Here is a 22,475-nt window from a genome sequence, read left to right on the forward strand (position 1 = left end):
ATATGCCGAGAAGATATGGGCCCGATGGGTCGCGCCTGTGGAACGGGAAAGCGCCGGAGGACTTCAACCAGGCCGATGTTTACCGCTTTATGGCGGAAACGGAGGCAGTTTTGCAAAAGCGGGAATTGCTGGGCGGCAGGGATGACGCGAAGAAGATTGCCCAGCAGTTAGCCGAGGGGCGGGCGCAGGCCGCCCGTGAAAACGCCGCCCGGCCCGCTCCGGCAAAGGGCAAGGAGGCCAGGGATGACCGATAAGGGCACCTCTGGACAAAGTGTCCAGAAGTCCCCGGAGCTCCCGGAGGGCCTGTTCCTTATGGATGGCATTGAGGGCCTGCGCTCCCTGCCCCGTCATTCTGTGGATATGCTCTTGACCGATCCGCCTTACGGCACCACCCGGAACTTTTGGGATGTGCCCCTACCGCTCCCGGAGCTGTGGGAGGCGGTCAAGTGGGCAGTCAAGCCGGACGGCGCTGTACTGTTCTTTGCCCAATGCCCCTATGACAAGGTACTGGGGGCATCCAACCTGTCCATGCTCCGCTATGAGTGGGTATGGTACAAAAGCCGCTGCACAGGCTTTCTCAACGCCCGCCGCGCTCCGCTGAAAAAGACGGAGAATATTTTGGTGTTCTATCAGAAGCTCCCGCTTTACAATCCGCAGTTTGAGCAGGGCAAGCCCTACAAGAAAATTGCGGGCAATAACGGGAACAGCACCAACTACGGAAAATTCACCCGTTCCGGCAGCGGATCGGAGGACGGCCTGCGCTTTCCCGGAAACGTGCTGACCTTTCCAGCCGTCCAGCGCACCGTCCACCCCACACAGAAGCCGGTGGCCCTGTGCGAGTATTTCATCAAAACCTACACCCGGCCCGGCGAGGTGGTTGCGGACATCTGCGCGGGCTCTGCCACAACAGCGGTTGCCGCCCTCAATACGGGCCGCCGCTTCATCTGTTTTGAAACCGTCCCCGCCTACTACGCCGCCGCCACAGAGCGCATCCGTCTGGCGCGGTCAGCATTGGAGGCCGGAGAGAAAGGAGTGTAACTATCGGACAGTATTCTGTGATCTATGCCGATCCCCCCTGGCGCTACACGCAAAAGGGCTTGCAGGGTGCGGCGGAGAAGCATTACCCCACAATGGGGATTGACGAGTTATGCACGCTCCCGGTGGCTGATCTGGCGGCCCCGGACAGCGTGCTTTTTTTGTGGGCTACGTTCCCCCAGCTCCCGGAGGCCCTGCGGCTGATCAATGCGTGGGGCTTTCAATATAAATCCGTGGCTTTTGTCTGGCTGAAGAAAAATCGAAAGTCCGAGAGCTGGTTTTATGGCCTGGGCTTTTGGACGAGGGGCAACGCGGAGGTTTGCCTGCTGGCAACACGGGGACACCCAAAACGTCAGGCGGCAAACGTCCATCAATTCATTATTGCCCCGATCCAGGAGCACAGCCGAAAGCCGGACGAGGCCCGTGATAAGATCGTGGCCCTCATGGGCGACGTGCCCAGGGTGGAGCTGTTCGCCCGGCAGTCCCCGCCCGGCTGGGATGTGTGGGGGAACGAGGTGGAAAGCACCGTCCCGGACTTCTGGACAAAGTGTCCAGAGGTGGGCGCGAAAGGAGGTTGATCCATGCCCTATGTGAATGTTCCCAATGACTTATCCAAAATCAAGACCAAACTGGCCTTTAACTTGACGAAACGCCAGCTTGTGTGTTTCGGGATCGCGGCGGTGGTGGGCATCCCGTCCTATCTGCTGGCCCGGAGCGCCATCGGCAACACGGCTGCTATGTTTCTGATGATGGCGGTGGCGCTCCCGGCGTTCCTGCTGGCGATGTACGAAAAAGACGGGCTCCCCTTTGAAAAGGTGGTGCGGAACGTCCTGCGGGCCCGTTTCCTGCGGCCTGGGGTGAGGCCCTACCAGACGGAAAATATCTATGCCCCGTTTACCCAGCGGGGTGCTGTGAGAAAGGAGGATGCGATTGCAAAAAGCAAAAAGCCCAAAGCGCAGCCCCGGAAAGGCCGCTAACCGGAAAGCTGCGTTGTCTGCCCAGCAGACGATCCCTTACCTGGTGATGCACCCGGACGGGGTGTGCCAGCTCCCCGGTGGGCTCTACACGAAAACCGTGGAATATGAGGACATCAATTATTCCGTGGCTTCTACCGAGGATCAGACGGCGATTTTCAGCGGGTGGAGCTCGTTCCTCAATTACTTTGACAGCTCCCTGCCGTTCCAGCTCTCCTTTATCAACCGCCGCTCCCGTTCCCGGAGCAAGTACAAGGTCAATATCCCCCCGGCACAGGATGACTTTGACAGCATCCGGGCCGAGTTCACAAGTATGCTGAAAAATCAGATTGCCAAAAGCAACAACGGCATCGAGCGGTCTAAATACATCACGTTTGGCCTGCCCGCCGAGGGGATCGCGGAGGCCCGGCCCCGCCTGGAACGGGTGGAGGCCGATGTGACAGGCAATCTGAAACGGCTGGGCGTTCCCTCTGCTCCGATGGACGGGCAGGAACGGCTGGCGCTGCTTCACAGTCAGATGCACCCCGGCAGCCGGGAGCCGTTCCGCTTCTCCTGGCAGGACATTCCCCGGACGGGCATGGGGACAAAGGACTTTATCGCCCCGGACAGCTTCGACTTCCGGCAATCCCGGACGTTCCGGGTGGGCCAGTATTGGGGCGCTGCGTCCTACTTGCAGATTTTGGCGTCCGAGCTCTCTGACAAGCTCCTGGCGGAAATTCTGGAGCTGGATGCGGAAATGACCGTTACCATGCACATTCAGACGGTGGATCAGCTCAAAGCCATTAAGACCATCAAGGGCAAGCTCTCCGACATCGGCAAAATGAAAGTGGAGGAACAGCGCAAGGCGGTGCGGGCCGGGTACGATCCCGACATTCTGCCCCCTGACCTGATCACGTTCAGCAAGGATGCGGCGGAGCTCCTGGCCGATCTCCAGTCCCGCAACGAGCGGATGTTCCTGCTCACGTTCACGGTTATCAATATCGCCCCCACCCGGCAGCGGTTGGAAAATGATGTGTTTACCGTGGGCGGCATCGCGCAGAAATATAACTGTGCCTTGAAGCGGCTGGACTGGCAGCAGGAGCAGGCGTTTGTGTCCTCGCTGGCCCTGGGCTATAACGAGGTGGAAATCCAGCGGGGCATGACTACCAGCTCCACGGCGATCTTTATCCCCTTTATGACCAGGGAGCTGCGGATGGCCGGGCCGTCCCTCTACTACGGCATGAACGCCCTTTCCCACAACGTCATCATGGCTGACCGCAAAAAGCTGAAATCGGCCAACGGCCTGTATCTTGGCTCAACCGGATCGGGAAAATCCTTTGCCGCAAAGCGTGAGATCATCAACGTGTTTCTCACTATCCCAAAGGATCGCATTATCATTGTCGATCCGATGGGGGAATATGCCCCGCTGGTGCGGAGGCTGGGCGGCCAGGTGGTGGAAATCGCCCCCGGCTCCCCCAGCCATATCAACCCGATGGACATCCAGCTTGATCTGGACGATGACGAAAGCCCGCTTTCTATGAAAGCGGATTTTTTGTTGTCCCTGTGCGAGCTGGTGGTGGGCGGCAAGGACGGTTTGCAGCCCATCGAAAAGACGGTGATTGACCGCTGTGTGCGGCTCATTTACCGGGACATGGCCCTGGGCCTGGGGGACGGCAAGCCGCCTTTGCTCCAGGACTTGTACGAGGAGCTTCTCAAACAGCCGGAGCCGGAGGCCCGCCGGGTGGCAACCGCCCTGGAGCTCTACTGTACGGGCTCCCTTAACCTGTTCAACCACCAGACCAACGTAAAACTGACGGCGCATATTGTCTGCATCGTCCTCAAAGGGCTGGGAGAAAACCTCCGCAAGATCGCCATGCACGTTACCAACGACTTTGTAACGTCGGCGGTCAATGTGAATTTCCACAACGGCGTTTCTACCTGGTGCTACTTTGACGAGTTCCACATCCTGCTCCGGGACGCGCTCACCGCCAGCTACTTTGTGGCCGTGTGGAAGATGCTCCGCAAAAAGGGCTGCGTACCCTCAGCTTTAACGCAAAACGTGAAAGACCTTTTGGCCAGCCGGGAGATCGAGGCCATTCTGGACAACACCGACTTTATGATCCTGTTGTCCCAGGCCCAAAGTGACCGGGCGATTTTGGCGAAACAGCTCGGCATTTCCGAGCATCAGCTCTCCTATATCACCCACTCCAATTCCGGCGAGGGCCTGCTGTTCTATGGCGATGTGACCATCCCCTTTGTGGATCGGTTCCCCCGTGGGGAGATCTATAACCTGCTGACCACGCGCCCGGAGGACTTGAAGAATGAAGCGAAAACCGAATAAACCCCAACAGGAGCCCAGGGAGCGCCCCGGCTCCTGGGAGGAGCCCGCCGATCCCGGCGGCGCTTCTTCCGGGGCCGCTGGGGGCGGCTCCCCAGGCGGTGCCGGGACAGAGGGCACTTCTGGACAAAGTGTCCACAAGTCAAAGTTTCGGCAAAAGAGCCAGCAGGAACAGGCCGCCGCTTCTAAGCTCCGCATGGAAAAGCGCGGGGAAAAGCTGGAGGCGGCCAAAGACAAGCTGGCAAAACAGAAGCCCCCGAAAAAGCCCGGCCCCATCCGGCGGGTGGGCCGCGCCGCTGGCGGGGCCGCCCACGGCTTTGTGCATGGGAAGATTTACGAGAACGAGCAGGAAAACGTGGGCATCGAGGGGGCTCACCGCTCTGAGCTGGTGGGCGAGTCCGGCCTGCGGCATGGCAAGCGGTTCGTGCAAAAGAAAATCCGGCAGCACCCGGCAAAAGCCGTCCAGCGGGCCGAGTCCAAATATGTCAAGGCCACGGCGGACTATCACTTCCGCATGGCCGCCCAGGAGCACCCGGAAATGTCCGGCAACCCGGTTTCCCGGATGTGGCGCAAGCACCGCTTGAAAAAGCAGTACCAGAAGCGGGCGCGGCAGGCGGTCAAGACCGGGGCGGCAGGCGCGGCGAAAAAGACAGCCGCCGCCACGGAAAAGGCCGGGGCAAAGGCGGTGGCTTTGTGAAGCGGCATCCTGTGGGGGTGGTGCTGGCCCTGGCCTGCCTGCTCCTGCTCTTTATGATGCAGTCCTGCTCGTCCTCCCTGGTGACGCTTGGCAACGCCGGGGCGGGCGCGGTGAGTGCAACTACCTACCCATCCCAGGACGAGGAAATGCTGGCGGCGGAGGCGGCCTACTGCGGCATGGAGGCGGAGCTCCAGGACTACCTGGACAGCTACGAAAGTACCCACGACTATGACGAGTACCACTTCGACTTGGACAGCATCGAGCACGATCCCTATGTGCTGATCTCCATTCTGTCTGTGCTCCATGAGGGGGCATGGACGCTGGAACAGGTGCAGGGAACACTGGAGAACCTCTTTGACCGCCAGTACATTCTCACCGAGGATGTGGTTGTTGAGGTGCGCTATCGGACGGAAAGCCGGACGGACAGCGAGGGCAACTCCTACACGGTAGAGGTGCCCTACAATTACTATATCTGTTATGTCACGCTGGAAAACCGCAACCTGTCCCATCTGCCCCTGGAAATGATGAACGAGGAGCAGATGTCCCGGTATTCCCTCTATATGTCCACCCTGGGGAACCGGCCTGACCTGTTCCCGGAGTCGGCCTATGTGGGGAAATACGTTACCAACCCGCCCGCAGGATATGACGTGCCGGGGGAATATCTGGACGATGAAACCTTTGCGGCCATGCTCACCGAGGCGGAGAAATACCTGGGCTATCCCTATGTGTGGGGCGGGAGCTCTCCGGCCACGTCCTTTGACTGCTCCGGCTTCGTGTCCTGGGTCATCAATCACTCCGGCTGGAATGCGGGCCGCCTGGGGGCCCAGGGGCTCTATAACATCTGCACCCCTACCAGCAATCCAAAGCCCGGCGATCTGGTGTTCTTTGTCGGCACCTATGACACGGCGGGCGTGTCCCACTGTGGCATCTATGTGGGGGACGGGATGATGATCCACTGTGGAGATCCCATCCAATACGCAAACTTAAACACAAGTTACTGGCAATCCCATTTCTACGCCTACGGGCGTTTACCCTGACAAGGAGGTATCTATGGCGGTAAGCAAAAGCCAGAAAATCCAGGCTGAGATTGATAAGGTCAAGGCCAAAATCAGCGAACAGCAGGCCCGGCTCAAGGAGCTGGAAAAGAACAAGCAGGAGGCCGAAAACAGCGAGATCGTGGACATCGTGCGGGGCATGAGCATTTCCCTGGAGGAGCTCCCCCTGGTGCTCCAGCGGCTCCGGGACGGCACTTCTGGACAAAGTGTCCAGAAGTCCGGGGACGGCGGAAAGGAGGAAAATTGAAGATGAAACGCTTTCGGGTGATGGCGGCGGCGCTGTGTGCCGCCGTTCTTTTATGCGGATTTAGCGTCCCGGCCTATGCCTACGCGGACGGCGGCGAGGGCGCGGACTATGGTGATCCCACCATGACGGAGGAAACTTCCGCCCCGGAGCCCACCATTGAGCCCGGCGAGAGCTTTTCCGAAGAGGGCAACCTTGTGACCCGCGATCTGCTCTATGACGAGCACACCAACAAGCAGTTTATCACCGTCCAGACCAGCGGCGGCAACACGTTCTATATCGTCATTGACTATGACAAGCCCGTGGACGAAGAGGGCGAACAGTACGAAACCTACTTTTTCAGCGTGGTGGATGAGGCTGATCTGCTGGCTGCGGCGGAGGCCGCTGGTGTGGAACAGGCGGTGTGCTCCTGCTCTGAAAAATGCGAGGCGGGGGCCGTCAATATGGATTGTGCCGTCTGCTCTGTCAATATGAGCAAGTGCGTGGGCGTTGAGCCGGAGCCGGAGCCCACGGAAACCGAGGAGCCCGCCCCGGAGGAGGCCGGGCCGGAAGCGGGCGGCAACACGGGGATGCTTCTCGCGGTGCTGGCCGTGGCCCTGGTGGGCGGCGGAGCGGCGTTCTATTTCAAGGTGCTGCGCCCCAAACAGCAGAAAGCCGCCACGCCCCAGGAGGACTACGGCGACGAGCTCACGGACTATGACGAGCCGGACGGCTACGGGGACGACGACGATGACGGCCCGCCCTGGGACGAGGAGGACGATGACGGAGAGGAGGCGGACAAATGAGGTTTACCAACAGCCCCTATGAAAAGATGATGCAGCAGAAGCCCCGCCCCCAGGCTCCGGCTCCGGCAAAGCCGCCCAGGGGCTCCCGGTGCTCCGGGTGTCCCTACTGGCGCGGGATCGGCTGCGTGTCCTGCTACCGGGAGCTTATGCGGGCCCCGGCTGGCGGGAGGTGACGGCTTGGCCCGTGAACTGACACGCGAGGAAAAACGGGCGATCCGCGCCCTGGTGACAAAATGGTGTGCCAACTATGACCGGGAGTGCGGCTGCCTGCCCCTGGACTGTGAGTGCTATATGCTGGGGAAATGCTGGACGGGGGCGCTGTGCCGCTACTTTCGGGAGGCGGTGCTGCCCCTTGATCCGGCGCTGGAGGCTGCCCTCTTGACCGAGGGGCCCAGGCCGGATTTTAAGATTTGCCCTATCTGCGGCGGGCCCGTTGCCCCGGATCGGCGGCAGGCTTACTGCTCGGCGGCCTGTGCAAAGAAAGCCCACCGCCGCCAACAGCGGGAATATATGCGGAAAAAGCGGGGCTGGGGCGTTGACAATTAGGCCCTCGAAACCCGCTGATTACAAGGCTTTTCGGGGCCGCTTTTGGGGCAGGCCGTATGTTTCTACGGCCTGCCCCTGTTTGGCCCGGATGCTGTCAACATCAAGGAGGTGTTATTCTGGAAGAAAATCAAGGCTATGTGATCCGCCGCACGATCCTGTTTGATAACAAATGCGGCTTTGTGCTGGGCGAAAACCCCAAGGCCCCTAACCCCTATGTGACATGGCAATTCAATGAGCAGGACGGACACCGCGACTTCTTTTGGGGCCACTACCACAACGAGCCCGATATGGCGGAACGGGATTTGCACAATCGGGCAGAGGACTATCAGCGGCGCTATCATGTGTTTGAAGTAGAGCAGGCCCCGGACAAGGAAACCTACAAATACTACTCCACCCAGCGGCCTATTGACATCGGCACTTACCCGAACAGCTACTTTAACCGCCCTGTCCACATGGATTTGTACTTTACCCGCCAGCAAGTGATGGGCGAGGCGTTTCAGGCGTGGGGAGCCATCATCTATGCCCATCCCCTGACAGAGCGGGAAATGCAGAATTATGAGCTCCGGCCCTCCCGTGAAAATCTGGACATCCGGCGGCAGATGGATGCCCAGGCCCAGGTGGTGGGGAAATGGGAGGATGCCCACCATGTCCCGGATCAGAAGCGGCTGACATGGTTTTACCCTGACTTCGGCAGTTATGTGGTGAAAGAATACATCACCCCGGAGCAACTGGCCGTTCGCGTCCGCAGCATTGAACGCCAGGAAGCGGCGCGGGCTCACAAGGAGGCTAAACACCAGCCCCCGATTGCCGAACAACTGAAAGCGGCCCAACGGGAGGCCCAGGAGCAGCGGGCCCCGGACGCACCCAAAAAGAAAGCCCCTGACCGGGGCGACAGATAGGAGGATGACTATGGACAAGAAGCATGAACAGGATTTTGCCGATCTGGAAGTGAAGCGGCTTTGCGGGGTGTTTGGTACGCCGATCCCCGCGCTGCCCCCGGAGCGTGACAAGGCGCTGGACAAGGTAAAGGAGCCGCCCCGTACCAGCCGGAGCCTGGAACGGGAGGAGCGGTGACAAAGAAACGCCGCCGCCCCATCCATCTTCATGTGATGGTGTCCGAGGAGGAGCTGGCGCTGATCCGGGAGCGCATGGCCGAGGCGGGTGTCCGCAACCTGGGGGCCTATGTGCGGAAAATGGCCCTCAATGGATATGTGCTCCACGTTGACCTTTCCGACGTGCGGGAGCTGGTATCACTCCAGCGGCGGTGCTCCAACAACTTGAACCAGGTGGCGATCCAGGCGAATACCTACGGCGGCATTTACCCGGAGGAGATCAAGGCGTTGCAGCGGGACTATGAAACCCTGTGGGAGCCGCTGTCCGATCTGCTCAAAAAGCTGTCGGCGGTGGTGGAGCTTTAACCCTTGCCGGGGAGCGCCAAGCTCCCCGGCTGCCCCGGCTTCTGGACACTTTGTCCAGAGGTGGGCGCAAAAAATGGGGACAAGACGGAGGGCGGCTGCTCTCCGTTTTGTCCCTGCTTTTTTGCATCGCACATGAGATTATTTGTTGCCTACCATTTCTTTTACAATCGCCGCGATATGCTCCAGCGAGGCGGCGTCCAGCTTTTTCATATCCTCAATCAGATCGGCAAGCTGGACGGGATAGGCGCTGCCATCGTCAAAAAACTGCTGTGGCGTGATACCGAAGTATTCACAGATATAAAACAGACCTTGTAAAGACGGCAGGGCTTTCTTGTTCTCGATCTGATTGATGTAGCTGTTGTTCTGGCCCAGCGTCAGCGACATATCGCGGGCCGAAACATTCTTCTGCATCCGTAACTGTGCGATACGGTTTTGAGTAAATTCCTCGTACACGGGAACAACCCTCCCTTCTCGCATTATTGTATATCGTACACCTCTTTCAGATACGATATACTGTCCTGTGTATTCCTTGACATACGATATTAAATCCTTTATCTTTTTACTATACACAGGCTTATATATTGCGGAAAGGAGAGGCTTTTTATGGCTGAAAAAACTTGTTGTGTTACGGGGCACCGGGATATTCCAGAGGATCGGATCGCCTATGTGGAGCAGGAGCTTCGGCGGGAGGTGCTGGCGGCAATCCAGGACGGATATACCCGGTTTATTTCCGGTTTTGCGGAGGGGGCCGATCTTATGTTTGCGGCTATTGTGGCGGAGCAAAAGGAACACAACCCCGACCTGTTTTTGGAGGCTGCCATCCCCTATGCGGGCCGCTTGAAAACAAAAAATCAGCAGTTTCAAAAACTGCTGAGGGCCTGCAAGGGCGTCAAGGTGGTGTGCCGGGAATATGCCCCCTCATGCTTTATGCAGCGCAACCGCTACATGGCCGGGGAGTCCCAGCGGGTGATCGCCGTGTATGACGGACGGGAGCGCGGCGGGACATTGTTCACCATGCGGTATGCTCACTCCATAGGACGGGAGGTGCGGGAAATCAGAGTATAAGCGGGTGTTCTGCCGGGCCGGAGTCATCCTTGTTGGCCCCCTCCTGCGGAGTTATAATATACATATAGAGGCAAGTATCAAACTTTTGTAGGAGGTATGAACCATGCGTATCATTTTGAAAATCATCGCGGCCCCCTTTGTTCTGGCGCTGATGCTCGTCGTGGCGGTGCTCTCGTTTCTGTCCTGCGTGGCGGGCGCTGTGTGCGTTGTGGCGTGTGTGGGCCTGTCCCTGCTGGCGATCCTTTGCCTGCTGGCCGGGCAGACCACAGGCTGCATCGCCATGTTCGTGCTGGCGTTCCTGGTTTCTCCCTTTGGGCTCCCGGCCCTGGGCGGCTGGCTGGTGGAGCGCCTTTATGGTGTGAAGTATGCGGCGATGGATTTTATGGCAAGCTGATACTTCTGGACACTTTGTCCAGAAGTTCCGGGCGGCGGGTGGAACAGACCGCCGCCCGTTTTTTCTGCTGGGAAAGGAGGTGCGGCTATCGCTACAACCTACATCCGGCCCTACAAGGTAGCGGCTGGGAAAACGGCCATCCAGACGATGGAGGAGCGGTTTGCCTATGGGCTCAATCCGAAAAAGTTGGGGGCTGTGTCTGCCTATCTCTGTGATCCTGCATCCGCCCCCGCTGAGTTCCTACTGCTGAAAAGCCAGTACCAGGCGGAAACGGGCCGGGCCGTGGAGCGCGGGGCCCTGTTCTTTCAGATCCGGCAGGCGTTCCCGCCCGGCGAGGTCACGCCGGAGGAGGCAAATAAAATCGGCTATGAAACAGCCATGCGCTGGACAAAGGGCAAGTATCAGTTCTTCGTCTGCACCCACATTGACAAGGGCCACATTCACAATCACATTTATTACAACTCCACCGCCCAGGATTGTTCCCGGAAATTCCATAACTTCATCGGCTCCAGCTTTGCGGTGCGGCGGCTCTCTGACCGGGTGTGCATTGAGCACGAGCTGTCTGTCATTCAAAATCCGAAGCAGCACAGCAAGGGCCGCTTTCTTCACTATGGACAATGGATCGGGGAAAAGCCCCCCTCGGCCCAGCAGCGGGTGCGGCTGGGGATCGTGGCGGCTCTGGAGCAAAAGCCCGCCGACTTCCCGGCGTTCCTGCGGCTCATGGAGGAGTCCGGCTTTCAAGTGAAGCATGGGCGGGGCGGCGTGATCTCGTTTCTGGCCCCTGGGCAGGATAAGTACACCCGCCTGCGGGCATCCACCTTGGGCCCCGGTTTCGATCCCGATGACATCCGGGCGACGATTTCCGGGGAGCGGCCCATCCCGGAGCTTCCCCAGGACAGCCCGGCCCCGGCCCGGCGCGTCAATCTGATCATTGACATTCAAGAACGCATGGCCCAGGGCAAGGGCCCGGCCTATGAGCGGTGGGCCAAAGTCTATAACATAAAGCAGATGGCCGCCGCGCTCCTGTATCTCCGGGAGCATGGGCTTTCCGATTACGAGGCTCTTGCGACAAGCACCGAGGCGGCAGTGGATCGGGCTCACAAGCTGGCCGGGGAGCTGCGGGACACGGAAGCCGCCCTTTCCAAAACCTCCGAGCTCATGGGCGCGGTGGTGCAGTATGCAAAGACGCGGCCTGTGTTTGACGGCTACAAGGCGGCCCGGTATAGCAGAAAATATCTGGCCCAGCATGAGGCGGAGCTGGCAGACTACCGGGCGGCAAAGGCGGCTATGAGTGAACTTTTGGGCGGGGCAAAGCTCCCCAAAATGGACACGCTGAAAAAGCAGCACCGGGAGCTCTCTGAAAAGAAAAAGGCCCTCTATGCGGAATACCGCAAGGCCCAGGCGGATATGCGGCAGGCCGTGGCAGTCAAGGCGAATATCGATCACCTGCTCGGCCACGCGGACGAGCAAAAAAATAAGGCCCAGGAGCGTTAGCTCCGGGCCGCCGACAACAGGCGCTTGCTCCGGGACTTCTGGACAAAGTGTCCAGAAGTTCAGCGGGTTTGGGGAGCTCCCCAACAAGCATTTTCACGGGCCTGCGGCCTGTGAAAATTTCGGAGTGTGGCCACACCCGAATTGCTTGCCAAAACGCGCTCCCCCGGCAACATGGCATGAAAAAACGGAGGCGCGTGCTTCTCTTACGCATCCTCCGTTTCTTTAGCCGCTTTCATCGCCTGGATGGTGGCTTCTACAATTTTCAGTTCTTTTTCGTCCAGGGAGCCCAGCATGGCGTCAATCCGCTTTCTGCACTCGCTCCCTTTATTTTTGGACGGATAGAAGTATTGATCTACCGATATATCAAACATTGTCACCATCTGATAAAAGGTGTTGAGGCTGGGGTGCTGACCGTCATTCTCGTTATACATGATGGTGCGCGGAGCCCGGTCAACAATATAGGCCAGTTGCTCTTGTGTCATCCCGCTGGCTTCCCTTGCCCGCTTGATGGCGAGCCCTATATCGTGAAAATCAAACCGTCGTTCATCTCTTTCAATCTTCATAATATCACCTAATGTAATTTTACATTTCAGGTGTTATTATTTGAACGATTGCATATTTCATGATACCGACTAAATAATTTCGTATTCACAAAATGTTTTCATTCGCACTATCGGAGTAGTGTTGACAACTAGAAACTATTGTGGTAGTATCATAACGTAAACTATTGCAATAGTCCAAAGAAAGGATTTGATGATATGGCAATTAAGCTCTTTGATTCCGAGCTAAAAGTCATGGATGTGCTATGGAAAGAAGGTGACAAGACTGCAAAGCAAATTTCCGATATTCTCAAAGAGGAAATCGGCTGGAACATGAACACCACCTACACCGTGATTAAAAAGTGCATCGCGAAAGGTGCCATTGAGCGTAGCGAACCAAACTTCATGTGCCATGCGCTGATTGCAAAAGAAGTTGTGCAAGAGGCAGAGGCAGAGGAGCTGATTGGCAAGTTGTTTGACGGCTCCCCCGACAAACTGTTTGCCGCCTTGCTGGACAATCAAAAGCTATCCAAGGAGCAAATTGAAAATCTGCGCCGGATGGTGGCTGAATTGGAATAGGAGGTAACACATGAGCCTATTTCAAATGAGCTTGGGCGGAGGAGTATTGATCTTATTCATCGTGGTTGTCCGGGCATTGGCGATCCATCGTTTGCCAAAAACAACCTTTTTAATTTTGTGGTTGATTGCTGCTCTGCGGTTGCTTCTGCCATTCTCCATCCCGCTGCCGTTCAACATCCATATCGGCCTTGATATTTTTTCTGGTATAGTTCAAGAATTGCCCTCTGGCAATATAGGTTCTCCTTTGCCGGGAAAGAACCTGCCATCTTATGATGTAGGTACAGCTGTTCCAAATCCTACAACAGAGCCCATTTCCGCCTTTGAAATACTTTGGTTAGTTGGCGTCTTGCTGTTGGCACTCTACTTCTCCATCTCCTATCTGCGGAGTATGCGGAAATTTAGAATGTCTATCCCTGACAATACGCCGTATATCCGCGAGTGGTTGACTACACACCAGATTACTCGCTCCATTGAGGCACGAAGCTCTGATTTGATTTCTTCTCCCCTAACCTATGGCATCCTGCATCCGGTGATCCTATTACCCAAAAAACTTGACCGAAATGACCAGGCGGCATTGAAGTATGTACTGACCCATGAATATGTCCACATTCGGCGCTTTGACGCAATTACAAAACTTCTCTTTGCTGCTGTGCTTTGTATCCATTGGTTTAATCCGCTGGCTTGGGTATTGTATGTCCTTGCCAATCGGGACGTGGAATTGTCGTGCGATGCCTGGGTTATCCGTATGATGGGTGCAAAAAACCGTTCCTCCTATGCGCTAATGTTAATTAAAATGGAGGAAAGGAGAAGCGGTATGTCCGCTTTGTACAGTCATTTCGGAAAAAATGCAATTTCAGAAAGGATTGAAGCAATTATGAAATTCAAAAAGACTTCTATCATCACTTGTGCGTTGGCTTTAGTTCTAGTGGTTGGTGCCACAACTGCCTTTGCCAGCAGCGATGTAAATCATGAAAATACTGATACAGCTCAATTCGTAGGTTATACCAGAAATTTGGGAAACGGCACCGAACACAGTGTAGATAATGGGGAAACTTGGATTTCCGAAGAAAAATATAACGAGTTATATCCCCAGCTAGATATTGTTTATTGGACTTATGAAGAATACAAGGAATATTTAGAAGAGCAGATACCCGTATGGCAAAGCCTTATCGGTGTAAAATATAAGAACGTAAAAGGCGAATGGGTAGAATGGACACAGGAAACGGTCGATCAGTGCATTGCTCAAGCCGAGGAGGAATTGGAAGCAATAAAAAATGGAGCATTAGTATCGCGAACTATTGACGGCGTAAATGATCCTAACTTCAGTATAACTATCAATAACCTTAATTCTGATGTGGATGTGACATATACTACAACGATCATTGACCAAAAGGGGCAAGAAATCAATTTGGGAAGTTTCGCCACGGAAGAAGAACGCTTAACTGCGGTTCAAGATTATTGTGATGAACAAATCAGACTTGGAAATATGACCAAGGAATATGCCGAAAATTTAATCAATGATTTGCAATAGTTAATTGATTTATAAGGGCCTGCCCAAATAGCGGAAATAAAAAAAACCGTTGTTTCGGCGGCTGGTCATCCATGCGCCCTGATATAATACAGTAGCCTAACGGCGGTTTTGAGAAATCAAGGCCGCCGTTTTCTTTTTGAAAAATGAGAATACGGAGGGTGTGTTAAAGTCGCCCTTTTTTAAGGATACGGCGGCGTCCGGGAGGTTTTGCTGTGTCCTTTTTCATTTTCCAACCACCTAACCTGTCAAAAAAAGTCCATACGCCCAACAGGATCAGTCCGGCGGTGGATGCGAAATTTGGCAGTACATAAATGAATTTGTCATTTCATGCGCTTGCGTGGCCTTGTGTCACGCAGGCGCATTTTGTTTGTCCGACCTCTGGACACTTTGTCCAGAGGTGCGGGGCGGCTCCCCAGGGTGCCGCTCCCCGCCAGCTCCCCATTTTGTTTCCGCTCAACACATCAACCGAAACAAAATGGAGGACAAGCTATGACAACGATCAATCTGAAAGATTTTTATTATTGGTACTTAACGGACGAGCTGGTGGAGGTGCCTGACGAGGTAGCCGAGGAACTCATGGCCAGTAAGCGGCGCGAGGCCGCCCATGCGGAACGGGTGCGCTACAACAAGGCTTATTATTCCCTGGATTGTGACGATGGGCTCGAATACTCCGCCTGCCTGCACGAGCCCAGCCCCCAGGAACTTATGGATCGCAAGGAGCTGTTCTTCCGGCTGTGGAACGCCCTCAACTCCTTGCCGGAAATCCAGGGTCGCCGCGTGGACGCTCATTTGATCCTGGGAAAGAGTTACCGTCAGATCGCCCGCGAGGAGGGAGTGGACAAGAGCGCCGTCCGCTGCTCCGTGAAATGCGGGATTGACCGCATGAAAAAATATTTGCAGGAAAATTTCTAAGTTACCATCTCCATTCACCCCTCTTTTTCTGGTGGTATGTGAGAGGAGGTTTTCTCTCCGCAAAGGAGGCGCGGGGGCCACAGGTCGCCGCCCCCCTTTGTGGGGGAGCGCCGCCGCCGAGTATGGCTGTCTTATGACGGGGCAAGAAAATGAGCGCGGCGCTCCCCGCCATTTATGAAAGTGAGGGATAACAGAATGGACTATGATCCTATGTTGGCTGCTATGCTGTCCCAGCCGTGGAGCAACAATGCCTGCCGTGGCTACGTCATCTACGCGATGGAGAACTGCGGGTTTTCTCCCAACGACATCCGGCGCGTGGTGGCGGAGCTCTATGAGGTTTTCGACATCTGCAGTCTGGAAGAGGCCCAGCAGCACTTTGAGGAAAGCCCTTACTGACTTCTGGACAAAGTGTCCAGAGGTACATATCCGGCCAAAGGCCAGCACTTCGCGGTGCTGGCCTTTGCTATGTTTCAACACATTTTATCATTGTATGGGAGGGATTTTATGCAGGCGCAGGTCAAATATAAAAGTGAAATCAAAACGGCTGTTCTCGGAGATCGGACGATCACCGTCAAAAATCTCACCCCCGTTTTTTCCCCGCAGGAGCTTGAAAAGCACAATCGCGAGATTGAGCAGCGGCTGTTTGACGTGTTCCGCAAGTATGCCGGGCAGCGGGGGTAGGCCGGAGTCATCCTTGTTGTAGGGGGGCGGCAGAGGTATAATATACTTGTAGGTTGGCTCCCAACGAACAGAAAGGGAGCTAATTATGGATAATAGAATTGATGCAATTTACGGGCGGCAGTCGATTGACAAAAAGGACAGTATCAGCATTGAAAGTCAATTTGAATTTTGCCGATATGAGTTAAAAGGCGGTGAGGGTAAGGAATACAAAGATAAAGGGTATTCCGGCAAGAACATTGAGCGCCCCGACTTCCAGCGGCTTTTGCAGGACATCCGGCTTGGCCTGATTAAGCGGGTGATTGTCTACAAGCTGGATCGGATCAGCCGTTCCATTGTAGACTTTGCAAAGCTCATGGAGCTGTTCAAGCAATACGATGTGGAGTTTGTTTCCTGTACGGAAAAATTTGATACTTCCACCCCGATGGGCCGGGCGATGCTCAATATCTGCATTGTCTTTGCACAGCTTGAACGTGAGAGCATCCAGATGCGTGTGCAGGACGCTTTCTATTCCCGGTGTGCCAAAGGTTACTATATGCGGGGGCGGACGCCATACGGCTTTGATACCGAGCCCATTGTTATGGACGGGATCAAGACAAAGAAGCTGGTGGAAAATGCGGAAATGGATTTTGCCGAGCTCATGTTTCAAATGTATGCGGAGCCAGGCAATTCCTACGGCGATATAACCCGGTACTTTGTCAAACACTCCATCAAGGTCTATGACAAGGCGCTGCAACGGGCCTTTATCTCCAAACTGCTGAGAAATCCCGTTTATGTCCAGGCTGATATGGACATCTACGAATATTTCAAGGCCCAGGGCGTAAAAATCGAAAGTCCCGCGGAAATGTTCACAGGGGACAATAGCTGCTATCTCTATCAAGGGCGCGAGGGCGAGGAGCAAATCCTTGTGATTGCCCCGCACCAGGGGCGCATTTCTTCCCAGCTCTGGCTGACTGTTCAGCGCAAGCTGTCACAGAACACCTCTTTCCAGAATGGCCGCAAATGCCATAATACATGGCTGGCCGGGAAAATCAAGTGCGGGCGCTGCGGCTATGCGCTGGCTGCTCTGAGAGCCCAAAATGGCGTTACCTACCTGCGGTGCAAACAGCGGGCGGAAAATGGGAGCTGTGAGGGGGCCGGTACGCTGACAGCGCAAAACATGGAGGCGTTTGTGTACGGCGAGATGGTTAAGAAGATGCAGAAATTCCACACGCTGAAAGGCGGAAAGGAACAAAGCTATAATCCGAAGCTGACCGCCGCCCGTGTTGCCCTTGCAAAGACAGAGAGCGAGATCGAGAAACTTCTGGACACTTTGTCCGGGGCAAACCCGCTGCTCCTGCAATACGCAAATAACCGTATTGAGGAACTGGACGCGGAACGTCAAAAGCAGCTAAAGCTGGTGGCTGATCTCACCGCTAATTCCGTTTCCGCTTCACAGATTGACAGCATCACGGGCTATCTGGATGATTGGGAGTCCGTGAGCTTTGACGATAAGCGCAAGGTGGTTGATATTCTCATATCACAAATTGACGCTACCAGCGAGAGTGTTACAATCCACTGGAAGATCTAAAACCTTTTCACTTGGCATTATGCCTTTGTAAAAAATAGTTTGCTTGACAGAAGCAGAAATCGCTTTTACAATCATTTTATCAATTGGATGAAAGAACAGCGAGTGAATATGAAACAAAGAAAAAATTTTTTTGATGCAGCCAGAGTGGGAGTGGCATTGCTTGTTGTGGCCCTTTTGGCCTTGTGGTGGATTTACCGCTATTATGAAACTCGTTCGGAGTCATCTACCACATTTGTGATGGATACCGTGATGCAGCAGAACGTGTATGGGCCGCGTGCGAAAGAGGCGATCCAGCAGGTAACCGACCGGATCGCATCCATGGAAAGCGAATTATCTTTGTACGAAGAAACCAGTGATATTGCGCGGCTGAATGCAGCAGCAGGAGAATCGTTTGTGAAACTGTCTTCTGAAACGTATCAGCTTTTGGAGCAGGCTAAGACGCTGAGTGCACAAGCGCCAGATGCATTTGCAATTACCATTGCGCCACTCACTCTTGCCTGGGGAATCACAACAGATTCCCCGAGAGTGCCGACGCAGGAAGAAATCGATGAACTTTTGCCATTGGTGGATGACCAGGCTTTAATATTGCGTGACGGACAAGGCGTGCTGGAAAAGAAAGGCCAGGCGGTGGATTTGGGCGGAATCGCCAAAGGTGCTGCATGTGACGCTGCGGCGGCCATCTACGATGAGATGAAAGTGGAAAACGCTTTGCTGAATCTGGGCGGAAGTACGATTTATGCAAGAGGTACCAAGCCGGATGGGACGGCATTCCGAATCGGATTTCGCGATCCGGCTGGTGACCAGAGCAGTGCGTTGCTCTCTTTTTCGCTTCAGAATGCAGTTTTTTCTACTTCCGGCGGATATGAACGTTTTTTTGAACAGGATGGTGTACGCTACCAGCATATTTTGGATCCGCAGACTGGATGGCCGGTTCAGAGTGATCTTCTATCTGTAGGGGTTCTGATGGAAAACGGTGCAGAGGCCGATTTCTATTCGACCGCGCTCTTTGCAATGGGACGGGATAAGGCACTGGAATACATGCAAAAAGGCATTTCAGCTATTCTCTTGGATGAAGAGGGAACGTTGTATGTTTCGTCTGTTTTTCGAGATTCCTTGGAGCTACTCACGGATGATTATCAGGTGGTGTACGTGGAATGAAAAAGGGAAGAACAGGGAAAGCGTATCGGGTTGCACTCGTGGGAATGTTGTTTGCGTTGGCTATTGTGCTTTCGCTCGTAGAGGGAATGCTAACACCTTTGTTGGGACTGCCGCCTGGAGTGAAACCGGGTCTTGCCAATATTGTTGTAATGTATGCCCTGTTTTTTCTGGGAGCATCTCAGGCGGCTACATTGGTGGGGCTGAAAGCTTTTTTTGTCTTAATCACTCGTGGCATTGTGGCGGGAGCGCTCAGTGTGTGCGGTGGGATGGCTGCTCTTTTCGTCATGTTGCTTGCAAGAAGAGTAGCGGGCGGCAATTCGTATTTTATTTTATCTGTCAGTGGCGCGATTGCACATAATGTGGGGCAATTGTGCCTTGTCAATCTTTTGCTGACCCGTTCTGTTTATACATTTTACTATCTTCCGGTTTTGCTCATTTCCGGTTTGGTGATGGGATCGCTTACCTCGCTGAGTCTGAAAGCCTTGCTTCCGGCGCTCGAAAAAATAAATTGTGATATTATTGAGAAAAAATCTCAATAGATACTTGACATTAATAATTTGGAGTGCTATAGTAAGTACAGCAGAAATGCTTCAGGAAGTTAAATGAAAAATATTTTTTATGGAGGAAATGAATATGTCTAAATTTGTATGCACCGTTTGTGGTTATGTTTATGAAGGCGAGAGCCTGCCCGCTGATTTCACTTGCCCCATCTGCAAAGCTCCGGCTTCTAAATTTCAGGAGCAGAAAGGTGACATGACCTGGGCTGCCGAGCATGTGGTCGGCGTGGCGCAGGGTGTGGATCCCGAGATCCTGCAGGGCCTGCGTGACAACTTTAACGGCGAGTGCAGCGAGGTTGGTATGTATCTGGCGATGGCTCGTGTGGCACATCGCGAGGGTTATCCCGAGATTGGCCTGTACTGGGAGAAAGCCGCTTATGAGGAGGCGGAGCATGCTGCCAAGTTTGCTGAGCTGTTGGGCGAAGTTGTGACCGATTCTACGAAGAAAAACCTGGAGATGCGTGTAGAAGCGGAGAACGGTGCGACTGCCGGCAAGACTGCTCTGGCTAAGAAAGCGAAAGAACTGGGCTTGGACGCTATCCATGACACTGTTCACGAGATGGCTCGTGACGAGGCTCGCCACGGCAAGGCTTTCGCTGGTCTGCTGAACCGCTATTTTGGCAAATAAGTTTTTTAAATAATGAAAAGTGGGTGCGATCGCACCCACTTTTTTGTGTTATTCAAAAATATCGTGTTGGATGTGTTTTTCAGTACGTGGGTATACTGTTAATTTATTTTGACGATTGCAAGTGGCGAAGAAAATATCCTTTTGCTTAACGTGTTGTGCATTCAATGCTTTTTGGAGCCATTGTTCATCTTTTCCGGCATACTTGAGATTCTCTTTCAAAAGGACGCCGTCAATGATCAAGCTGACAGGTGGGTATTCCTGCATGGGAGTCAGATTAAGGTCTTCCGGTGTCACCGGTCGTTTCTTGACTTGAGGAAGCAGACTGATTTCTCCGTTGGTTTCCAGAATCGCACAAGCTAAGTCGTTCAGGTCAAAATATCCGCCGATACGACATTGCATGAGAAATTCGTTGATATCCATTTTTGCGGCGGAAAGATTTTTTTCGTAGATTTTCCCGTTTTCAAATAAAACAAGCGGTTTTCCATTAAAAAATTTTCGCAGTGCCATAGATTTGCAACTCCCTACGGCGATAGCCAAAGCAGCCAGAGCATAAATAATCATTGCAATCAAGGGCTTTAGAAAGTCGCCGCCCAAACTGGTGGCAAATTCAGCGGCAATGGAGCCGATGGTGATGCCGTTTACATAGTCAAACATACTCATTTGGCTCACTTGGCGCTGTCCCATCAACTTTGTTAAAAGAAACATGCTTATCAGCGAACCTAGTGTTGTAAAAATGATGGAAACAAATTCCATGGGGCAACTCCTTTCGAACATGATAAACATAGTATACGCATAAAAAATATTTGTATCCGAAGCAAAAATAAAGTATGATAAGAGCAGATACGCAAGGAAAAGGTGTGATGTCTTGGAACATGTTTTTATTGTGAATCCGATATCGGGAAAAGCGGATGCAAGTTTGTATTTGGTTCCGCAAATTATTGAACAGGCAAAAAAATGCAACATTTCCTATCGGGTTGAAATGACGCAGGCTCATCGGCATGCGGTTCAGCTGGCGCAAGCGTACGCACAGGCTGGCGATCCTGTGCGGCTGTATGCCTGCGGCGGAGATGGAACCCTGAACGAAGTGCTGGAAGGGGTGTTGCGTTCCGGAAATCATGAAGCCGAGGTGGCCAGTATTCCGTGCGGGTCGGGAAATGATTATGTTCGGAATTTTGGAAAGCCGCAAGATTTTTTAAACTTGGAAAATCAGATAAACGGTCATGCCATTTCGGTGGATTTGATGCGTACACAAACAGGGATTTCCGCTGCGATTTGCTCTGTGGGAATCGATGCAAAGGTGGCTTATAATATTCCAAAATATCGACGGATTCCGTTGTGTGGCGGGACTATGGCATACAACCTTTCCATTTTGGAAAACCTGTGTCGACCTCTGGGACAGAAGTTGCGCGTTGAAATTGACGGAAAAGTGTTTTGCGATCAGTTCCTGATTGCAACCATCTGTAATGGCTCCTACTATGGCGGCGGATATTGCGCCGCCCCGAAGGCGGATTTGCAGGACGGCGTTTTGGAAGTTGTATTGGTGCGGAAAATGAGTCGGCTGCGGATTGCAAGCGTTCTGGCCAAATATAAGGCGGGTGCGCATATTGCCGAAGATGGCACGGTGTGCCCGGATCTGCGCGATGTGTTGTATTGTTTTCATGCCCAAGAAGTCCATATTATACCCGTCGACGAAAAAAATACCATTGTGAACATCGACGGTGAATGTGGGCCGGCAGAGCGATTGGATGCGTGGGTGATGCCGGGAGCTGTACGCTTTGTTTTGCCGCTGCCTGTTTATGATTCTTGGACACAGAATAAACAAAAGGGACAAACGCTTTTTGTGCATTAAAGAAGACTGCCAGAGAGATCTGGCAGTCTTTTGTGTTTGTTCATAAAAATTTTTTATTTTCCCCTCTTGATTTTTCCGTAAAATGGGGTAAAATATGTTTAGCACTCAAGATAATAGAGTGCTAAGAAATAACAAAATTTGAGTTCAGGGGGAAATTGCAATGAAGATCAGACCTCTTGCTGACCGTGTGGTCATTAAAAATGTTGAAGCAGAGGAAACCACGAAGAGTGGTATTATTTTGACGGGTGCAGCAAAGGAGAAGCCCCAGGTATGTGAAGTGATTGCTGTAGGCCCGGGCGGCATGGTGGATGGCCATGATGTGACGATGACAGTGAAGCCTGGCGATAAAGTCCTGATTGCTAAATACGCTGGCACTGAAGTCAAAGTGGATGGCGAAGAGTGCGTGATCGTTCGTCAGTCTGATATTCTCGCTGTGTGCGAATAATTATA

29 protein-coding genes and 1 pseudogene are annotated in these 22,475 nt (G+C 53.8%); 27 read left to right on the forward strand and 3 right to left on the reverse strand.

Annotation, left to right across the window (positions count from 1 at the left end; all coding sequences use genetic code 11):
- Positions 1 to 2: 2 nt before the first annotated feature.
- The 13 genes and pseudogenes from ACKTS9_RS00115 to ACKTS9_RS00175 all read left to right on the forward strand — a co-directional run bounded on the left by ACKTS9_RS00115 (position 3) and on the right by ACKTS9_RS00175 (position 9,071).
- Positions 3 to 254, forward strand: coding sequence for a hypothetical protein (locus tag ACKTS9_RS00115; RefSeq protein ID WP_347003075.1), 252 nt, complete (start codon positions 3 to 5; stop codon positions 252 to 254).
- Entirely contained in the window at positions 244 to 1,038 is a 795-nt protein-coding gene (locus ACKTS9_RS00120; protein WP_087235236.1) for a DNA-methyltransferase, read from the forward strand. The genes ACKTS9_RS00115 and ACKTS9_RS00120 overlap by 11 nt, the downstream gene beginning before the upstream one ends.
- 17 nt (positions 1,039 to 1,055) lie before the next feature.
- A complete protein-coding gene (locus ACKTS9_RS00125) occupies positions 1,056 to 1,613 on the forward strand; it encodes an MT-A70 family methyltransferase (RefSeq protein ID WP_407878207.1) in 558 nt (185 codons plus the stop codon).
- Positions 1,614 to 1,616: 3 nt separating this feature from the next.
- Positions 1,617 to 2,012: a PrgI family protein gene (locus ACKTS9_RS00130; protein WP_407878210.1), complete on the forward strand. Its 396-nt coding sequence runs from the start codon at positions 1,617 to 1,619 to the stop codon at positions 2,010 to 2,012.
- Positions 1,960 to 4,329 carry a VirB4-like conjugal transfer ATPase, CD1110 family gene (locus tag ACKTS9_RS00135; RefSeq protein ID WP_407878212.1) on the forward strand — a complete coding sequence of 790 codons (2,370 nt, stop codon included), beginning with the start codon at positions 1,960 to 1,962 and terminating at the stop codon, positions 4,327 to 4,329. Before ACKTS9_RS00130 ends, ACKTS9_RS00135 begins: the two co-directional genes overlap by 53 nt.
- Positions 4,310 to 6,060: pseudogene (locus tag ACKTS9_RS00140) on the forward strand (C40 family peptidase). Before ACKTS9_RS00135 ends, ACKTS9_RS00140 begins: the two are co-directional and overlap by 20 nt.
- Before the next feature lie 13 nt (positions 6,061 to 6,073).
- Positions 6,074 to 6,325 carry a DUF4315 family protein gene (locus ACKTS9_RS00145; protein ID WP_055152375.1) on the forward strand — a complete coding sequence of 84 codons (252 nt, stop codon included), beginning with the start codon at positions 6,074 to 6,076 and terminating at the stop codon, positions 6,323 to 6,325.
- Between the two features lie 2 nt (positions 6,326 to 6,327).
- Positions 6,328 to 7,107, forward strand: coding sequence for a DUF4366 domain-containing protein (locus ACKTS9_RS00150; protein ID WP_407878214.1), 780 nt, complete (start codon positions 6,328 to 6,330; stop codon positions 7,105 to 7,107).
- The gene (locus tag ACKTS9_RS00155) at positions 7,104 to 7,280 is read left to right on the forward strand and encodes a hypothetical protein (RefSeq protein WP_007491259.1); all 177 of its coding nucleotides are present in this window, start codon (positions 7,104 to 7,106) and stop codon (positions 7,278 to 7,280) included. The genes ACKTS9_RS00150 and ACKTS9_RS00155 overlap by 4 nt, the downstream gene beginning before the upstream one ends.
- A 4-nt stretch (positions 7,281 to 7,284) precedes the next feature.
- Positions 7,285 to 7,653 (forward strand): cysteine-rich VLP domain-containing protein, encoded by a 369-nt coding sequence (locus tag ACKTS9_RS00160; protein ID WP_006575040.1) that lies wholly within the window; start codon positions 7,285 to 7,287, stop codon positions 7,651 to 7,653.
- A gap of 56 nt (positions 7,654 to 7,709) precedes the next feature.
- Positions 7,710 to 8,552 (forward strand): hypothetical protein, encoded by an 843-nt coding sequence (locus tag ACKTS9_RS00165; RefSeq protein WP_407878217.1) that lies wholly within the window; start codon positions 7,710 to 7,712, stop codon positions 8,550 to 8,552.
- 10 nt (positions 8,553 to 8,562) lie between these two features.
- Positions 8,563 to 8,727 carry a hypothetical protein gene (locus ACKTS9_RS00170; RefSeq protein ID WP_021659247.1) on the forward strand — a complete coding sequence of 55 codons (165 nt, stop codon included), beginning with the start codon at positions 8,563 to 8,565 and terminating at the stop codon, positions 8,725 to 8,727.
- Positions 8,724 to 9,071 carry a plasmid mobilization protein gene (locus ACKTS9_RS00175; protein WP_407878220.1) on the forward strand — a complete coding sequence of 116 codons (348 nt, stop codon included), beginning with the start codon at positions 8,724 to 8,726 and terminating at the stop codon, positions 9,069 to 9,071. The genes ACKTS9_RS00170 and ACKTS9_RS00175 overlap by 4 nt, the downstream gene beginning before the upstream one ends.
- A 138-nt stretch (positions 9,072 to 9,209) precedes the next feature.
- On the opposite strand, the gene ACKTS9_RS00180 is transcribed toward ACKTS9_RS00175, so the two are convergent.
- Positions 9,210 to 9,524: a helix-turn-helix domain-containing protein gene (locus ACKTS9_RS00180; RefSeq protein WP_407878223.1), complete on the reverse strand. Its 315-nt coding sequence runs from the start codon at positions 9,522 to 9,524 to the stop codon at positions 9,210 to 9,212.
- 123 nt (positions 9,525 to 9,647) lie between these two features.
- On the opposite strand from ACKTS9_RS00180, the gene ACKTS9_RS00185 reads away from it, so the two are divergent.
- The 3 genes from ACKTS9_RS00185 (at position 9,648) to ACKTS9_RS00195 (ending at position 12,024) form a co-directional block, all read left to right on the forward strand.
- On the forward strand, positions 9,648 to 10,136 hold the full coding sequence (locus tag ACKTS9_RS00185; protein WP_407882045.1) for an SLOG family protein: 489 nt from the start codon (positions 9,648 to 9,650) through the stop codon (positions 10,134 to 10,136).
- 103 nt (positions 10,137 to 10,239) lie between these two features.
- Positions 10,240 to 10,530 carry a CD1845 family protein gene (locus tag ACKTS9_RS00190; protein ID WP_407878225.1) on the forward strand — a complete coding sequence of 97 codons (291 nt, stop codon included), beginning with the start codon at positions 10,240 to 10,242 and terminating at the stop codon, positions 10,528 to 10,530.
- A 147-nt stretch (positions 10,531 to 10,677) separates the two neighbouring features.
- Complete coding sequence (locus ACKTS9_RS00195) at positions 10,678 to 12,024, forward strand: relaxase/mobilization nuclease domain-containing protein (RefSeq protein ID WP_407878228.1); 1,347 nt, start codon at positions 10,678 to 10,680, stop codon at positions 12,022 to 12,024.
- 203 nt (positions 12,025 to 12,227) lie between these two features.
- On the opposite strand, the gene ACKTS9_RS00200 is transcribed toward ACKTS9_RS00195, so the two are convergent.
- Entirely contained in the window at positions 12,228 to 12,587 is a 360-nt protein-coding gene (locus ACKTS9_RS00200; RefSeq protein ID WP_407878230.1) for an XRE family transcriptional regulator, read from the reverse strand.
- Positions 12,588 to 12,782: 195 nt separating this feature from the next.
- Here ACKTS9_RS00200 and ACKTS9_RS00205 point away from each other — a divergent pair, with 195 nt between their 5' ends.
- From ACKTS9_RS00205 to ACKTS9_RS00245, 9 genes are all read left to right on the forward strand, one after another.
- Positions 12,783 to 13,142, forward strand: coding sequence for a BlaI/MecI/CopY family transcriptional regulator (locus tag ACKTS9_RS00205; protein WP_006574436.1), 360 nt, complete (start codon positions 12,783 to 12,785; stop codon positions 13,140 to 13,142).
- Positions 13,143 to 13,152: 10 nt separating this feature from the next.
- Complete coding sequence (locus tag ACKTS9_RS00210) at positions 13,153 to 14,673, forward strand: M56 family metallopeptidase (RefSeq protein WP_407878233.1); 1,521 nt, start codon at positions 13,153 to 13,155, stop codon at positions 14,671 to 14,673.
- Positions 14,674 to 15,162: 489 nt separating this feature from the next.
- On the forward strand, positions 15,163 to 15,585 hold the full coding sequence (locus tag ACKTS9_RS00215; RefSeq protein WP_349217202.1) for a sigma-70 family RNA polymerase sigma factor: 423 nt from the start codon (positions 15,163 to 15,165) through the stop codon (positions 15,583 to 15,585).
- A 195-nt stretch (positions 15,586 to 15,780) separates the two neighbouring features.
- The gene (locus ACKTS9_RS00220) at positions 15,781 to 15,981 is read left to right on the forward strand and encodes a hypothetical protein (RefSeq protein ID WP_349217201.1); all 201 of its coding nucleotides are present in this window, start codon (positions 15,781 to 15,783) and stop codon (positions 15,979 to 15,981) included.
- Between the two features lie 108 nt (positions 15,982 to 16,089).
- On the forward strand, positions 16,090 to 16,266 hold the full coding sequence (locus tag ACKTS9_RS00225) for a hypothetical protein (RefSeq protein WP_205130636.1): 177 nt from the start codon (positions 16,090 to 16,092) through the stop codon (positions 16,264 to 16,266).
- 85 nt (positions 16,267 to 16,351) lie between these two features.
- A complete protein-coding gene (locus ACKTS9_RS00230) occupies positions 16,352 to 17,833 on the forward strand; it encodes a recombinase family protein (protein ID WP_349217200.1) in 1,482 nt (493 codons plus the stop codon).
- 108 nt (positions 17,834 to 17,941) lie between these two features.
- On the forward strand, positions 17,942 to 18,991 hold the full coding sequence (locus ACKTS9_RS00235) for an FAD:protein FMN transferase (protein WP_407878237.1): 1,050 nt from the start codon (positions 17,942 to 17,944) through the stop codon (positions 18,989 to 18,991).
- Positions 18,988 to 19,530: a Gx transporter family protein gene (locus ACKTS9_RS00240; protein ID WP_349217198.1), complete on the forward strand. Its 543-nt coding sequence runs from the start codon at positions 18,988 to 18,990 to the stop codon at positions 19,528 to 19,530. Before ACKTS9_RS00235 ends, ACKTS9_RS00240 begins: the two co-directional genes overlap by 4 nt.
- A gap of 94 nt (positions 19,531 to 19,624) precedes the next feature.
- Positions 19,625 to 20,176: a ferritin family protein gene (locus tag ACKTS9_RS00245; RefSeq protein WP_349217197.1), complete on the forward strand. Its 552-nt coding sequence runs from the start codon at positions 19,625 to 19,627 to the stop codon at positions 20,174 to 20,176.
- 48 nt (positions 20,177 to 20,224) lie between these two features.
- Here the strand turns inward: ACKTS9_RS00245 and ACKTS9_RS00250 are convergent, their stop codons facing one another.
- A complete protein-coding gene (locus ACKTS9_RS00250) occupies positions 20,225 to 20,929 on the reverse strand; it encodes a DUF421 domain-containing protein (RefSeq protein WP_349217195.1) in 705 nt (234 codons plus the stop codon).
- Between the two features lie 112 nt (positions 20,930 to 21,041).
- Between ACKTS9_RS00250 and ACKTS9_RS00255 the strand changes: the two genes are divergently transcribed.
- Together ACKTS9_RS00255 and groES are read left to right on the forward strand one after the other, a co-directional pair.
- Entirely contained in the window at positions 21,042 to 22,025 is a 984-nt protein-coding gene (locus tag ACKTS9_RS00255; RefSeq protein WP_407878240.1) for a diacylglycerol/lipid kinase family protein, read from the forward strand.
- A gap of 160 nt (positions 22,026 to 22,185) precedes the next feature.
- On the forward strand, positions 22,186 to 22,470 hold the full coding sequence (groES, locus tag ACKTS9_RS00260) for a co-chaperone GroES (protein WP_349217193.1): 285 nt from the start codon (positions 22,186 to 22,188) through the stop codon (positions 22,468 to 22,470).
- Positions 22,471 to 22,475: the final 5 nt, after the last annotated feature.

This window comes from Owariibacterium komagatae (assembly GCF_045865535.1).
Classification (GTDB): Bacteria; Bacillota; Clostridia; order Oscillospirales; family Ruminococcaceae; genus Ruthenibacterium; species Ruthenibacterium komagatae.